Source organism: Reticulibacter mediterranei (assembly GCF_016587455.1).
In genome coordinates this window covers 3,475,182-3,490,163 of the sequence record NZ_BNJK01000001.1, presented here as the reverse complement: position 1 = coordinate 3,490,163, position 14,982 = coordinate 3,475,182, and the positions used below count along the sequence as shown (strand labels likewise).

At 52.5% G+C, this 14,982-nt stretch carries 12 protein-coding genes; 8 read left to right on the top strand and 4 right to left on the bottom strand.

All coding sequences use genetic code 11. The features are described 5' to 3' along the window. Positions 1–85 precede the first annotated feature (85 nt). From K3T83_RS14875 to K3T83_RS14840, 8 genes are all read left to right on the top strand, one after another. Positions 86–1,231, top strand: a complete 1,146-nt coding sequence (locus K3T83_RS14875; RefSeq protein WP_220203755.1) for a carboxylate-amine ligase — start codon at positions 86–88, stop codon at positions 1,229–1,231. A 119-nt stretch (positions 1,232–1,350) separates the two neighbouring features. Further along, positions 1,351–1,614, top strand: a complete 264-nt coding sequence (locus tag K3T83_RS14870) for a helix-turn-helix domain-containing protein (RefSeq protein WP_220203754.1) — start codon at positions 1,351–1,353, stop codon at positions 1,612–1,614. Positions 1,615–2,170: 556 nt separating this feature from the next. Further along, a complete protein-coding gene (locus tag K3T83_RS14865; protein WP_220203753.1) occupies positions 2,171–3,526 on the top strand; it encodes an ABC transporter substrate-binding protein in 1,356 nt (451 codons plus the stop codon). A gap of 222 nt (positions 3,527–3,748) precedes the next feature. Then, positions 3,749–4,669: a carbohydrate ABC transporter permease gene (locus tag K3T83_RS14860; RefSeq protein ID WP_220203752.1), complete on the top strand. Its 921-nt coding sequence runs from the start codon at positions 3,749–3,751 to the stop codon at positions 4,667–4,669. A gap of 23 nt (positions 4,670–4,692) precedes the next feature. Next, a complete protein-coding gene (locus K3T83_RS14855; RefSeq protein ID WP_220203751.1) occupies positions 4,693–5,598 on the top strand; it encodes a carbohydrate ABC transporter permease in 906 nt (301 codons plus the stop codon). A gap of 432 nt (positions 5,599–6,030) precedes the next feature. Continuing rightward, the gene (locus tag K3T83_RS14850) at positions 6,031–9,009 is read left to right on the top strand and encodes a tetratricopeptide repeat protein (RefSeq protein WP_220203750.1); all 2,979 of its coding nucleotides are present in this window, start codon (positions 6,031–6,033) and stop codon (positions 9,007–9,009) included. Positions 9,010–9,228: 219 nt separating this feature from the next. Further along, the gene (locus K3T83_RS14845; protein WP_220203749.1) at positions 9,229–9,528 is read left to right on the top strand and encodes a hypothetical protein; all 300 of its coding nucleotides are present in this window, start codon (positions 9,229–9,231) and stop codon (positions 9,526–9,528) included. Between the two features lie 309 nt (positions 9,529–9,837). Further along, on the top strand, positions 9,838–10,566 hold the full coding sequence (locus tag K3T83_RS14840; RefSeq protein WP_220203748.1) for a hypothetical protein: 729 nt from the start codon (positions 9,838–9,840) through the stop codon (positions 10,564–10,566). On the opposite strand, the gene K3T83_RS14835 is transcribed toward K3T83_RS14840, so the two are convergent. From K3T83_RS14835 to K3T83_RS14820, 4 genes are all read right to left on the bottom strand, one after another. Further along, complete coding sequence (locus K3T83_RS14835; RefSeq protein ID WP_220203747.1) at positions 10,540–11,775, bottom strand: glycosyltransferase family 9 protein; 1,236 nt, start codon at positions 11,773–11,775, stop codon at positions 10,540–10,542. The two genes, K3T83_RS14840 and K3T83_RS14835, sit on opposite strands and share 27 nt — an antisense overlap. 193 nt (positions 11,776–11,968) lie before the next feature. After that, positions 11,969–12,583, bottom strand: a complete 615-nt coding sequence (locus tag K3T83_RS14830) for a superoxide dismutase (protein ID WP_220203746.1) — start codon at positions 12,581–12,583, stop codon at positions 11,969–11,971. Positions 12,584–12,889: 306 nt separating this feature from the next. Next, positions 12,890–13,429: a GNAT family N-acetyltransferase gene (locus K3T83_RS14825; RefSeq protein WP_220203745.1), complete on the bottom strand. Its 540-nt coding sequence runs from the start codon at positions 13,427–13,429 to the stop codon at positions 12,890–12,892. A 39-nt stretch (positions 13,430–13,468) separates the two neighbouring features. After that, positions 13,469–14,749: an aminotransferase class V-fold PLP-dependent enzyme gene (locus K3T83_RS14820; RefSeq protein ID WP_220203744.1), complete on the bottom strand. Its 1,281-nt coding sequence runs from the start codon at positions 14,747–14,749 to the stop codon at positions 13,469–13,471. Between the last annotated feature and the right edge of the window lie 233 nt (positions 14,750–14,982).

Here is a 14,982-nt window from a genome sequence, read left to right as displayed (position 1 = left end):
AGGCCTGTCACCTGTTCATAGAGGTTTTGTATGAGAAGCCATGTCTCTCTCTACCTCTACTCTCTCTCTATAAGGAAGAGTGTCTATGCAGAAATCGCACAGGTTGGTGGCTTATACCCTGGGGATTGAAGAAGAGTTTCAACTAGTTGATCGTCAAACTGGAGAATTGTCCTCGTATATAGAACCTCTTTTAGCCAGGGCCAGGCCGTTGTTAGGCGAGCAGATCAAGGCTGAATATTTTCAGTCAATGGTCGAGCTAAATAGCCGCGTATGTGTCGATGTCGAAGAATTGCGCTCTGAACTGGTCCGTTTGAGAACGTTGCTGGCGCAAATAACGCAGCAGGATGATGTGGCAATTGTCAGCGCGGGGACACACCCTTTTTCTTCCTGGCTCCAGCAGCAGCGCAGTGCTGGCGAGCATTACCAGCGCCTAGAGGCTCATTTGCAGGATATTGCGCGCTCATCAGTCTGCTTTGGCCTGCATATCCATGTTGGCATCGAGGATGAAGAGGCAACTTTTGCGATACTTAATCAGGTGCGCACCTGGATTCCCCATCTCCTGGCCCTCGCCTCCAATTCGCCCTTCTTTGACAATCGCTTTACTGGATTTAAAGCCTATCGACCGGTCCTGTGGAGCCAGGTCTTCACGCGGCATGGCGTCACGCCGGGCATCTTCTCTTCCTGGCACGAGTTTGAGAGCTATCTCCATCATCTCGTCGCGACCGGCTGTGTTAGTGGGAGTAGAGAGCTGTGCTGGGATATTCGCCCCAATCCGCACTATAACACGCTTGAGTTTCGTGTCTGCGATATGCCTGCGACGCTGGAGGATGCCCTGATGCTGACAGCTTTGTGTCAAGCTCTTGTTGCGAAGGCGTACTGGCTGTATCGGCGTGGGCGCGATCTGCCCATCTTGCCGCGTGAATATATTGAAGAAAATAAATTGCTGGCGGCGCGCGCTGGATTAGATGCCCAGTACATCGATTTTGTGCATGTGCGGAGATTGACGATGCGCAATGCGCTCTGCTCGCTCCTGGAGTTTGTGGATGAGGTCAGCGCCGATCTTGGTAGCCAACCCCTGTTGTATCGGTTGCACGCCGCGCTTGCCAGCGGAACTTATCAGACCGGTGCTGATCGGCAGATTGCTCTCTATCAAGAGACAGGCGATATGCAGGAGATAGTTGCGTTATTGATGACACAGACGCTCGGCGGGATTGAGGTCTCTTTTGCATAAATACCTGTTTTATTGCAGTGCGAGGCATTCTCACAATTGACAAAAAGACGAATGGCTTCTATCATTGAGAAAAAGGCCATAAATGCGTAGCGGGATGTCTGACGGAAGGAGGATTACTCATGATAGAGCTAAACGGGGAGAATTACCTGGATGGGCGGGAAGCGTCTCACCTCCTCGGTGTGAAGCTATCCACGCTCTATACGTACGTGAGCCGGGGCATTTTGAAAAGTTACAAGCAGGGTATCAAACGACAGCGGCTCTATAAGCAGGCAGAGTTAGAGGCGTTGTTGCGCTTACGTCCGAGCAATACCCCTTCTGTCAAGTCGTCGGACCAACCTTCCCCCGATCTGCCACATGCTGAAGATTGGGTTCCGAACATTTAGGAACCCGAGTCGCCCATCTTGCAAATTCTCCACCACAACCATCCTGCAATCAATGGTGATTGCAGGAACATTGCTATTCTTTAGCTCGATGTGTTATGTTATTGTGTATCAACAACAAAAGCATGCAGCAAACTTTTTAAGCTCTGCAACAGCAAAAAAACTTCCTTTATTGGTATTGAGCAATGGCGCTATGGCAGAAATGCAGGGCAGGCCATTAAACTCGTAATGATCATTCATCGCAGTTGTTATGGTCCGTTGTTTTTTTTCAGCATGTTCTAAGTTAGTCACAGCCGCATCTAAATTGTTGGCACTTCCGTTATAGGAATAGCAGAAGAGTTGTTCACATGAACAGGTGAAAACCTCTGAGCGAGCGGAAGGCCAGACCAAATGACACGAGGAGGTGTTGATAGCGAACGAGCTTCATCGGCGTTCCATCGTTTTCTGCGCTCACCGATTCCACGTATCACGTTTCTGATCGGATCATTTCTATTCTGTGTTAGAGCATATCTAGTACAATTTATGTGTCAGAGCATATCTAGTACAAAGGAGAATTTTTATGCTTCCAGAACAGCGTGAAGTGCTAGACGAAATTATAGTTAAAATCCGCGCAGGGCGCATCAGACGCCGAACTTTTCTCGAACGCGCTATGGTTGCAGGTCTCAGCAGCAGTGCCGCTATTTCATTGCTTGAAGCCTGTGGTGGCAGTTCCAACTCGCAGGGAGGCAATGGAGCGGCGAAAAATCTGGTCTGGCAAAGCGAGAACGACTCCACGCCAACCTACAAGAATCTGGTCGATACTTTCAATAAGACCGTTGGTCAACAGAAGGGCATTCACGTCACCTGGAACAACGGCCCGACCGGTGGCGGCGATGAACTGCTCACCAAATACACAACTGCTCTGCGCGCGCGCAGCTCGACTATGGATGTCATGTCCATTGATATTATTTATCCCGCCCAATTTGGTGCCAGTGAGTGGACAAATCCGATTACGGATAGCCAGTGGCCCGCCAGCGAGCGCGATAAGTATCTTCAGGGGCCGATTAAGGGCTGCACCTATCAGAACAAGATCTGGGCTGCTCCCTATCGCACCGACCTGGGCATTCTCTATTATCGCAAAGATCTTGTACCCAATCCTCCTGCAACCTATGATGATATGGTCAATCAGGCCAAAGGTGCTTCGCCCTCGAAGATCAAATATGGCTATGTCTGGCAGGGTTCTCAGTACGAGGGGTTGGTCTGCGATTTTGTCGAGGTTGTGCATGGCTATGGTGGTGAGGTGATTGATGCTAACAACAATGTCGTCGTCAATAGCCCGGAGGCGCTTCAGGCACTCACTCAGATGGTCAACTGGGTCGGGACGATCTCGCCGACCGCTGTGACCACCTATACCGAAGAGCCTGCTCGCCTGACGTGGCAGAATGGCGACTCAGCCTTTATGCGTAACTGGCCCTACGCCTATGTGCAGAGCAACGATCCCAAGCAATCGAAGGTCGCAGACAAGTTTGATATCGCGTCCCTGCCTCATGGGGGTAAAGGGACGGCCGGACATTCCGCGATTGGCGGTTGGAACCTGGCGATCAATGCCTTCTCGAAGAATCCCGATGAGGCCTGGGAGTTTGTTCACTACATGCTTCAGCCCGATGCCCAGAAGGGAGGCGCTATCAACGCTTCGTGGACCGTGACGCTCCAGAGCGTGTATGATGATCCTGATGTCCAGAGCAAGCAGCCGCTCTTTACCAAGCTCAAACCCATCCTGCAAAACGCTTTGCCACGCCCGGTCTCTGCCCGTTACGCCGATGTGACAAAGGTAATTCAGCAGTATGTCTATCAGGCATTGAAAAAGCAAGTGACGCCAGCCCAGGCGTTGAGTTCCCTCGAATCTGGCTTGAAGCCGCTTGTGACTTCATCGTAGGTATGAATGAATTTTAATTTGTTCAATCCCATGATTGGTGTATCCGCGAAATGAGATGGAAGAGCCGCCGAAAATGGCAGGGGCGAGGACCAGCCATCGCCCTCTTTCTCAGGGGCGTGATGGGGTCACAGAGCGAGGACCAGCCATCGCCCCTACCATTTTCGGACTCGCCCCAGAGGAGTTCGTGGATGCTCTAATGCTAGTAGAGAAGGGAATTGCATTATGGCGATTACTGCACAAACACCACCAAAAGCACCGGGTTTTTTTGAGCGCCTGAATCGTGGCAGCGGATTGACACCGTATATCCTGGTTTTTCCTGCTATTCTGGTTATTCTGGTGCTTGCGGTTTACCCTATTCTAGAGTCGATCCGCCTGAGCTTTATTGATAACCCATTACGCAGCAGCGCTCAGTTTGTTGGCTTTCAAAATTATGGTCTGGTACTCTCCGACCATACCTTTCAGGGAGCCGTTGGTATAACGCTGCTCTTCAGCCTGATTAGCGTGGCCCTGGAAACGATTTTTGGCCTGGGGATCGCCGTTTTGATCAATAAAACTTTTCCTGGTCGCGGTCTGGTACGCGCCGCCATTCTGGTTCCCTGGGCCTTCCCAACCATCGTTTCTGCCCAGATGTGGTTGTTGATGTACAACGATCAGACGGGCATCATTACCTACCTCCTTCAGCAAGTCCATTTGCTGGCCCCGGGCGACACGTTGCTTTCGACTGTTCCCGGTGTGATTACAGCGTCAGTGATTACCGATGTCTGGAAGACGACTCCTTTTATGGCGCTGCTTATCCTGGCTGGTCTTCAGGTAATCCCTGCCGAGTTATACGAGGCTGCGAACGTCGATGGGAGCACGCGCTGGCAAAGCTTCTGGCAGATCACGCTGCCATTGCTAAAAAGTCCACTGATTATTGCTTTGCTGTTCCGTATTCTGGATGCTATCCGCATATTCGATCTGTTCTATGTGTTTGGGCAGCAGCGCGTACAGTCGATGGCGACCTACGCTGGCTACGATATGTTCTCTGGCACGCCTGCCGATTTCACGCCCGGCCTCGCCTCTGCCGTGATTATCTTCGTGCTTGGCGTCGTTATCAGCCTGATCCTTGTTTCGATGATACGCGACGTGATGAAACAGGTCTAGCCTGATAGAAATGGAGATGGATTATGGCTATACAGGAACAGGCAAACATCAGGGAGGCGAAAGTAGCCAGGCGGGTGAGCCATGCAAGCGATGAGAAAAAGGTAACGGTAGGGAGTGTGCTGCGCTATATCGCGGTGGCGATTATCGTCTTTATCTCGCTGGCCCCGCTCTACTGGACCTTTACCACGTCGATTAAAAGCGGCCTGGAGGTGACGGCCTCTCCTCCAACTTTGTTCCCGCACTCGTTCGATCTTAGCACCTATGCCACCGTGCTGCTGAACTCGCCCTTCTTCCTGCTCGATTTGCGGAACAGTGCGATTGTCGCGGCCATTACGACGATCCTGTCGCTGCTCATTGGCATTCTGTGCGCCTATGCCATTGCTCGCACCAATTTCGTTGGCAAGGGCGCGGTGCTGGCGATCATTCTGTCGGTGAATATGTTCCCCTTTATCGCAATGGTGGGCCCGCTGTTCGTGATCTTTACCGGTCCGATCTACATCTATAATACCTACGCGGCCCTGATTATCCCGGATCTCATCCTGACCTTGCCGCTGACAATCTGGTTTATGACCTCGTTCTTCCGTGATCTGCCGCCCGATCTGGAGGAGGCGGCGCGTATGGACGGGGCATCGCGTCTGCAAGCGCTCTGGTACGTGATTGTGCCGCTGACAGCTCCCGGCGTCTTTGCCGCCGCCATTCTTTCGTTTATCGCGGTCTGGAACGATTTCCTCTTTGGCCTGACCATGACCACCGATGAGAACGCCCAGCCGATCACCGTAGGCATTACGCGTTTCAACTCCGAACACCTCATCGCCTACGGACAACTGGCTGCCGGTGCGATTATCGTTACGATCCCGCTGGTGATCCTGGTTCTGGTGCTACAGCGCCGCATTGTCGCTGGCCTGACAGCCGGTGCCGTGAAAGGATGATTGGTTTTACAGATCGATATAACCCACGAAAAGATTGTTCTTTCGTGGGTTATTTTTTGCTCGCTGGGAACATGATTGTGATATACTGGCAACGAAAAATGGTGGACACGGGAAAATAGAGATAATTGGTGTATCCGACAATTGAATGATGTTGGGGTATCCGTAGCGACAATGGGTTGTTGGGGGTCTTGGTGGGGGCCTTGCGCTTGTCGCCGTTGGGGAGCGATGATGGTTGCCAAGAGGAGATACCAGGGGATCGGCCTGGGGAGCGCGACAAGCGCAAGGCCCCCGCAACCCCACCACACCGCCCCTTGTCGCTACGGGTGTGGAGGGGAGAGAGAAGGCTTCCCACCGCATTTGCCGAATGCACCAATAATGAAGATTCACCAAATAGCCTGGGAATGTTTGGGTTAAAACGAGGTAAAGCTAGCGATGCCCTTCGTAAAGAAGAACGACGCCAGAGGGTCAGCGCAGGCGGGCGACGCTCAGAAGATCTTTATTGCTCGCTCGCATGAGTTACATTTTTTTATTGAGCATGTTTTGCAGCCGGAAGATCCCCTGTACAATATCATCTCGATTTATGGTGATGGCGGCGTCGGCAAGTCCACGCTGCTCAATCGGTATAACGAGGAGGCGCAATCATCTGGCTATAAAGAGTATTGTCTAACTGCTGTTGTGGATGAGCGGCAGGCCACTCCCGCCAGTATGATGGAGCGCTTTGCCGACCAGTTGGGCATGCAGAGTGAGTTTCGGCGTGCGTTACAAGCTTACAAAGACGCTTTGCGCAAACTGCATACCGAACAGGAGACGATGGAGGATGCGGTGTTGCAGCATGCGCCCGATTTCGCGGGGGCGGCAGTTGAGGGTGTGCCGTTTGTGGGACCGTTGTTGCGCGAGGGGATCAAATTTGGGACGGCTCAGGCGATCAATCGTTATCATGTCCCGCGTACCGTCGAGCGGTTGGAAGACCCCATCGGCGATCTGACGCGTGCCTTTGTCGCTGAACTCAATCATCTGGCAGAAGCACAGGTCACGTTGAGCGGCAGCAGGGTGCGCCGTCGTCATCGCGTCCTGCTCTTCTTTGATACCTTTGAGCAGTTGGAAGAGGAAGCCGCGCCCTGGCTACTCGATTATTTTCTCACCGCTGATATCAGCAATAGCGTCGTGCTGATTGTCGCCGGTCGCCTGCCTATTGAGCGCTCGCTTGCACGCGATCCCAAGCGCTGGCTCCCGTATCGCGAAAATGGCGTGCTCTACTCCTTCACGCTAAATAGCTTTACTGAGGCCGAGACGCGAGCATATCTTGAACAGCGTGGGATTACTGATCCAGGCCGCATCTATCAAATCTGGCAGTTGTCGCGTGGCCTGCCGCTCTATTTGAGCCTGTTGACCGCGAACCCACAGCATGAGGTCGATCCGACCGCCGATGTGGTCGCCAATTTCTTGCGCTGGATACCTGAACACGAGGAGGTCAAACTCCGTCTGGTGCTGGATGCTGCGCTCTTCACCCTCCCGTTTAATCAGGACGATCTGGCGGCGCTATCCTACATCCATGAAAACGACCGTCCAGCCCTCTATCAGTGGCTGATCAAGCAGCCGTTTGTGCATAGCAGCGGGCAGGATGGGCGCTATAGCTATCATGAGATGGCGGAAGATCTCTTTGGCCGGCACCTCATCCGCATCTCTCCTAACAGCTATTACGCGACTCGGCGTGCGCTGGCTGAGTATTACGCGCTATGTATCGAGCAACTGCGCAGGCATGGCAAAGAGGTGTATCAGAATGGTGCCTGGCTCAGTATGATGGTTGCCCTGGCCCAGCAGTTGTTGCTGTTGCCAGATATGCAGAGCCATGTTCAGGCCAGCGAACACCTGCTTGACGCATATTACCGCACGAAGCAGGATGAAGAGGTAACGCGTGTGTTGCGCGAACTGTTGCAGGAACGACCGTATAATACGGCGAATGCCGATGCGCGGCAGATAGCGCGGATCTTGCTCAACTATATTGAGGCGATGCCGATGAGCGAGGAGTTTCTACTGGCCTCTAATCAACTCTTGCAACGAGTATCTGAAGTTCCTTCTTTCTCACCAAAGGTGCTGGCTCAACTTTACGGCAATCGTGGCGTGACGCAGCGCAATTTGAATGAGCCTGCTGCTGCGATTGCCGACTTTGACCAGGCGATCAAGCATGATCCGCGCTACGCCTGGGCGTATGGCAATCGCGGCATCACTCATCGCACATTGAAGCAGTATCGACAGGCTTTAGCTGATCTAGATAAGGCGCTCTCGCTCGATGAGAGTATGGATTGGGTGTATGTCACGCGAGGTGAGGTCTTGCGCCACCTCAAGGAATATCGTCGTGCAGTGGCCGATTTTACGCGTGCGATTACGCTTGATCGCGATTATGCGCAGGCATATGCGGGACGAGGCCGTGTCTATCGTCTGCTCAAACAATATACCGAGGCGATTCAGGATTTACAGCGCGCGATTGCTCTCGATCCTGAGATGGCCTGGGCTTACGCTTCTTTAGGTGAGGTATATCGCAATATTGGCGAAAACAGACGTGCAATTGAGGAGTATGATCGCGCAATTGCCCTTGCTCCAGGCCAGCACTATTTCTGGGCCTACGGTTCGCGTGGTCTGGCTTACTTCAATTTGCAGGACTATCAGCACGCTCAGGCCGATTTCGATTATGCGATTGAATTGAATCCCCTCTATTCCTGGGGGTATGGACATCGGGGGCGTATGTATCGGCACCTCAAGCAATATGAGCGTGCCCTGGTCGATATGAACCGTGCCATCGAGCTTGCCCCTGATGACGCCTGGATTCGTAGCCATCGTGGACTTGTCTTTATCTCGCTGCGAAACTATCCCAGAGCAATTGATGATCTGAGCCGCAGTATTGCCCTTGATCCCACCTATCCAGCTAACTATGCTCGGCGGGGGAGCGCGTATCTGGGCGAAGGTAATCTGGTCAAGGCTGCTTATGATTACGCCCTCAACTGTGAGCTTGCTCCCGACGATATCCGCGCCTGCTGGATGACTCAATGGATCGCGATGTGTCAGCAGCGAGCCGACAAAGCGACGGCAACGCGGCTGGAAGAGATTGCCACCTCGCGCTCTCAACATTATTTCGCATATGTGTGTCGCGGCGTTGCCAACTGGTTGCATGGGCGACAGGTAGGATCAGCGCTTGAGGATGCATGCAGGATGCGCGAAACGATGTGGGATGCGTTTTTCTGGCGCGGCCTGATACGTGCCGCCAGCGGACAGACCGAGGGCATACAGGATGTGGAGCATGCCTTACAGCTTGGCATGTTTCCGGCCCTGCTCGCTCCTCTCAGTTGGCTTGAGCAGGACAAGCCAGACTTTTATGCAACACATGTCTTGCCGCTGCTCAAGCGTTATCACTAATTTGTGTATCCATCCTCACACAGCAAACGTGTATAAGAGAGATTGCATGCTCCTTGTTTCGCAGGCGATAGGGAATGGCGGGCTGAGATCCGTCGAGAAGTAGATTGTTTGCGGAGATCAAGGGAGAACTGAGCGGCGGTAAGGATACCCTCACAATCGTTCTCATCTGGCAAGCAGCGTTTTTGGTAACGATGCATACTATCAGAGAAGGAGACGTTTATGGGGAAAGACAGAGATGAAATGGAAGATGTGGAGTCCATCTCACCAGAGCAGGCGAGAAAGGAGATGCGCGAGGCAGCGAAGCATGTGCATGAGGAGGAAGGCAAGCACCCCAAATCCTCATCCTCGAAGGAGCATGGCACATCTTCTAAAGAACATAGCACATCCTCTAAACAGCACGATACTGCCCAGAAGGGTGATATGGAAGATGTAGAGACCATCTCTCCTGAACAGGCAAAGAAAGAGATGCGCGAAGCTGCTCAACGGGCGCAGAAGGACGAAGGGAAGAAGAAAAAGTAGAGGATGGGTTGAGGTTGCTGGCTCATCGGCTTTTTTATAGAGTCGATGAGCCATTTTGCATACTTATGATATATCGCCGCAATATATCGTGGATGGTTTCTAAACAAGCCTTGGGGACTGGTATTCCTCGTGGATAGCCAATTTATCCACAACTCTTGACATTTCTCCCCAATAAATGTGGATAAACTGTGCCAGAATGTGGATAACTTCAGCCTCTCGCTTCACGCTGCATATATAATATATAAACAGAACCGATGACCTGTTGGTTCATGAGGAAAACACGTGGACGTGGAAGATGTGGAGAGGTGTATGATACATTTCTTGCTGAATATCGATGACGCTATTGCTGAACGCAACACATCCGTTTTTATCGCTCTCTGCAATACGAAATTGAAGCTCGGTATTGATGAGAGCAGACTCCAGACATTACACTATCATGAATTTCTACTTTTGCCAGAAGTGGTAAATTATCGGCAGCGATTGGGCGATAGGAACTTTGAGCGTGCCTTGCGTTGGATTGAGCTTGAGCCGCACCATCGCATTCATATGTATCCGCTCAAACATGCCATCGCCGGGATCAGCCAATTGGCGAAGATAGGGACGCTCACCTATTATTCGACGCATCAAACGCATTATTCGACGCAACTTCAGGCCCAGGTGATGCAAGCAACGCGCGCCTGGCTCTCTGTCCATCACTTTCCCTGTTCTGATCGCGTGCTATTTTACGACGACTCGCACGATAAGCTGTGTAGTATAACCGAACTGGTGATGAGCAATGCGTATCATCTTGTCGTCATTGATGCTCATTATGGACCGTTGTTGACTGATCTCTCGTCGCTCAGCCAGAATCTCCTCAAGAAAATGCAGCACTCGTTCACGCTCTATGCCTTTGGGATGGTCGAGGAGACGCAATCGGATGCAATCGAAGTGGTAGCGTTTCCCGGGTGGGAGCATACGGATGCCTGCATTCAGTCATGGATTGAGAGACTAGAAGAGCGCTTTGCTCATGCCTCACCGCGTCTGAAGTCCTGGCGGTAAGCTCTTGATCGCCTCAGCTACCAGAAGTTCGGGTGGGATGCTGTCTATAATCGCTGTACGATTCCAGAGGATGGCCGCCTCAATCTGTTGATAGCTAAATGGATTGGGTTCGAGCGTGACGCCCCGATGCCAGAGGGTTGATGACCAGATGGTGTGCGAATAGATATTGCCAGGCAAAAAAGGCGTAATGGTCGGCACCTGGACCGCACCCGCGATGTGGCTGGGTCCGGTATCATCAGAGAGGGCCAGGGAACTGTGTTGGGCCAGGATTGCCAGATCTCGCAATGAAGCGGGAGAGCCAACGCGCACCATCGCATTGTTGTTCGTGCCACTAAACGCGCCGAACTCTTCGCTGAAATCGGCCTGCCTCAAGCCTTCGGGATGTAGTTCATCTGGCCCACAGGCGATCAGGAAGCTGATTTTTTGCTGTGAGAAATGCTGTGCCATATACCGGCAGAATTGCGCCATCACCTCATCCCAACGCCAGTAACACTTGGCAATGACGACCGATTGGAAGAAGCAGATGATGTGGAGCGCGTCTGGCTCAAACTGATATTGCTCAGCCAGCACAGGATAACGGGCCTCATCCTCTGGCCCAAGACGAATACGCGGTTGGGCCAGAGTTCCGTCGATAGCACCGGCAGGCAGACCGAGCAGCGTCTCGACAAAATCGGCATAGCGACGCTGTGGACCGCGCTGTGCATAGCTCCTCACACCAACGCGAAAGAGATGAGACAGCGTTATAATGTTGCCCTCTACATTTGCCAACTTTTCTCTATGCAGGGAGGGCATGCCATCGTGAGCGCCGTGAAGATCGCACACCAGCAGATGTTGTCCCGCCTGTAGTTGGGCGTCTTCTTCAGAGTTGTGATTGGAGAGTGTGATCTGTGGCCAGAATGCCTCCTGGTACAGCTGCTCGTTGAAAAGCGGACGCGCCGTCTCATCTACGACAATTGAGAGCGGCGTGCCAGCCTTGCCAGCGTAGATAATAGCCTGCAAGATAGCTTCCAGCAGTCCGGTCCCAACGACGCTCTCGCCCAACCTTCCAGCTTTGCCACCCAGACGAACGCTGATTGCATCGGCCTGCCGAAACGCCTGTGCCGCTGAGTCAAGGATAGCCTGCTCGCTTGCGCTCAGTGGACGCCGTTTATCCTGAGCGAGATCATGTAGGAAGGACATAGAGAATGTTTGTTGTGTCTCTTCGGTCATTATTTAGATTGCGTGAGCTTACACGTAGCGACAATCCCTTGCGGTTGTCGCGGCCTTTACACATTTCTACGTGTGCCACCGCGACAACCGCAAGGGATTGTCGCTACGTAGAGGGAGCGTGGCTGACAATTCCGTAATGCACCAATCCTCAGGAATTGTCAGCCACGCCCCTACAATGATTGAAACATCAAACCTAGCGTGAGCGGGCCTGATCGTAACGTTTGCCGACTACATCCCAGTTCACTACATTCCACCACGCTTTGAGATACTCAGGGCGGCGGTTCTGATACTTGAGGTAGTAGGCATGCTCCCATACGTCGTTACCGAGAACAGGATAGAGGCCATCGGTGATGGGATTATCCTGGTTGGCGGTCGAGACGACGGAGAGGTTGCCGCTCTGATCAAGTACAAGCCAGGCCCAGCCAGAGCCGAAACGCTTTGCACCGGCATCTTCGAAGGCCGCTTTGAAGGCATCGAACGAACCGAATTTGCTATCGATAGCGCTTGCCAATGCGCCGGTTGGCGTCTTGCTGCCGCCCGGGGTCATGATTTGCCAGAACGCGGTGTGGTTGAGGTGACCACCGCCGTTGTTGCGAACTGCCGTGCGGATATTCTCAGGAACCTCGTTGAGGCGGCGTACAACCTCTTCGACCGCGAGGTCGGCGAACGGAGTGCCCTGCGTTGCAGCGTTCAGGTTGTTGACATAAGTTGCATGGTGCTTGTCGTGATGCAACTGCATCGTCTGGGTATCGATGTACGGCTCAAGCGCGTTATAGTCGTACGGAAGTGGTGGTAGCTCAAATGCCATAACACATCTCCTTCTATACAAATATCGGATGAGGTAATACACCTCATTCTAGGTTGGGGAAACTTGCTCTCTATGCCGAACGGAAATAGGGCATAGGGGTGCCAGTTCTGGTCACTTCGCTGGCTTGATTTGTAGGTATGCATATACATACTGCCAACGTGTTTAGTTGTATGCGATTCGCAAGGCTGTTGTCAAGCAGAAGCGTAATCTCCATCTCTAGAGGCTCTGCTTTACCGGCCCTGCATTTCCATACCATTGTTAGTATACCCCCAATCGCCTGAAACGGCCACTGGACAAAAGTTCAGGCTATTTGCTACTTATCTCTTGAGCAGGGAGCGCTGTGTGTATTTCTCCATCGCGTTGCATCTCTAGAAATTCAAATGTCCCTCGCTCACTGCTGCGTATCAGGATGCGTCCGTGCCGAAAGCCAGTTCGCTCATAGACACGGATGGCTCGCTCGTTCCAGGTGAAGACATACAGACAAAAACGGTCTGGTCTGAAGCATTTTCTGGCGAATTCTAGACCTGCTTTGACGAAAGAGAGGCCCAGCCCTTTGCCAGTCTGATCCGGCCTCATGCCAAGTCCGATCGGTATCGTTCGTCTATCGATATAGATCCCAGGCGCTCCGTAGTCCCACACTAGGGCAGAGGTGCCGAAATTAAAGAAGCCTATGATCTGACTCTCTGTGTTGCGCACTGTGTAATACGGGCTGCGTCGATCAAGCATTTCGGAGAGGCTGTCCGGATCGTCAGGAGGAGTATTATAGATGGCATATGGCCCTTCGTAGCGCCATGCAGAGATGGCGCTGGCCTCTACCTGATTCATTAACGAAAATTTATATTGCATATCGTCCTCGAACTGGTAGCGCTGGTCTGCCCAGGCTGGTTATGCTTCGGTCTCGACTGGCGGCTGTTTCAACTCTTCCAGCAGGTTGAGCAGGGTATCGATTTCGGCGGGAACATTATAAAAATGTGGCGAGACGCGCACGGCTCCTTCACGTGCCGAGACAAAGATGTTATGGGCGAGGAGCGTATCGGCGATCAACTGTGCGTTGAAATCTTGTCGCTCAGGATGGGGCAGGAAGCAGACGATCCCAGAGCGCTCTCCCTCGCCTTGAGGCGAAATGACGGGATAGCCCAGCCGTTCCAGTCCCGCGATTGCATAGTCTGTCAGGCCCAGAATGCGCTGCTCAATCGCCTGCATGCCGCCGTCGATGCACTCGAAGATCCCCAGAGCTGCATCGAGGCCGACGATGGGCAATTCGTTCGCTGAACTGTGCTCAAGGCGAGCTGCACCGGCCTTGAGTGGTTGCTGATAATTGAAGAAATCCATCGGCTGTTCCACGCTAAACCAGCCTCGCCGACGTGGTTTCAACTGAGCGAGTAGTTCATCAGTAACATAGAGAAAACCGCTGGTATGGGGAGCGAGCAGCCATTTATGGATAGCGGAGGCCACGAAATCGACGCCCAGTTGCCGCACGTCTACATCGAGCGCGCCTATCGCCTGCATTGCGTCGATGCCACAGAGTATTCCACGTTCGCGACAATAGGCGGCGATGGTGCGAATATCTGTGCGGAAACCGGTCGAGAAACCAACCAGGCTCAGACTGACCAGGCGCGTGCGTGTGGTAATGTGGGCCAACACGTCGTCAACAGCGATGCGTCGTTCGCGGGCGGGAACAATCTCGACCTGGACCCCCTGTTCTTGCAGGTTGAGCCAGGAATAGACATTGCAGGGAAACTCGCCCTCGGCAACGACGATCGTATCGCCCGACTGCCAGTCCAGGCATTGAGCGATCAACATCAATGAATCGCCAGTGCTGGCAGTGAAGGCGATCTGATCGGGGCGAGCATGGAGCAGGCTGGCGAGGCGGCGATGCGCGCCGTGATAATATTCGTTCCAGCGTGCGGCATGAATATTCCCAAAATTGCTGGCATCGTCCGTATATTCATGGAGTGTACGCGCTACCGGGGCTGGCAATGGACCTGTTGAGGCGTGATTGAAATAGATTGTATGGCGCGTTGCCGGGAAAAAGAGCTGTCTTAGTTCCTGTATGTTTTCATCGTCGCTACTAAATTCATGCTCTCCCTCTTCAACCAGGAGGAGCGAGTGCAACATATCATCGAGATCCGGCAATGATGGAGATGTAGTATCTTTATCGCTCATGAGTAACAATAATCCCTTTATCTTTCAGTTGTTCGTATATAATAAAAATTGTCACAAGCACATTAAACAGATTATAGCGCAACCCGACTCCTACTACTAGCCAGCAGATAAGCTAGAAGTACCAGGATTTTAACGTAAATCTAACTACCTTTCTATGTTAAAACGTGGTATAGTCAGAGTAAATTTTTCGGTAAACGGCGAAATTGCAGAGACAAAGGATGCCTCTGATATAC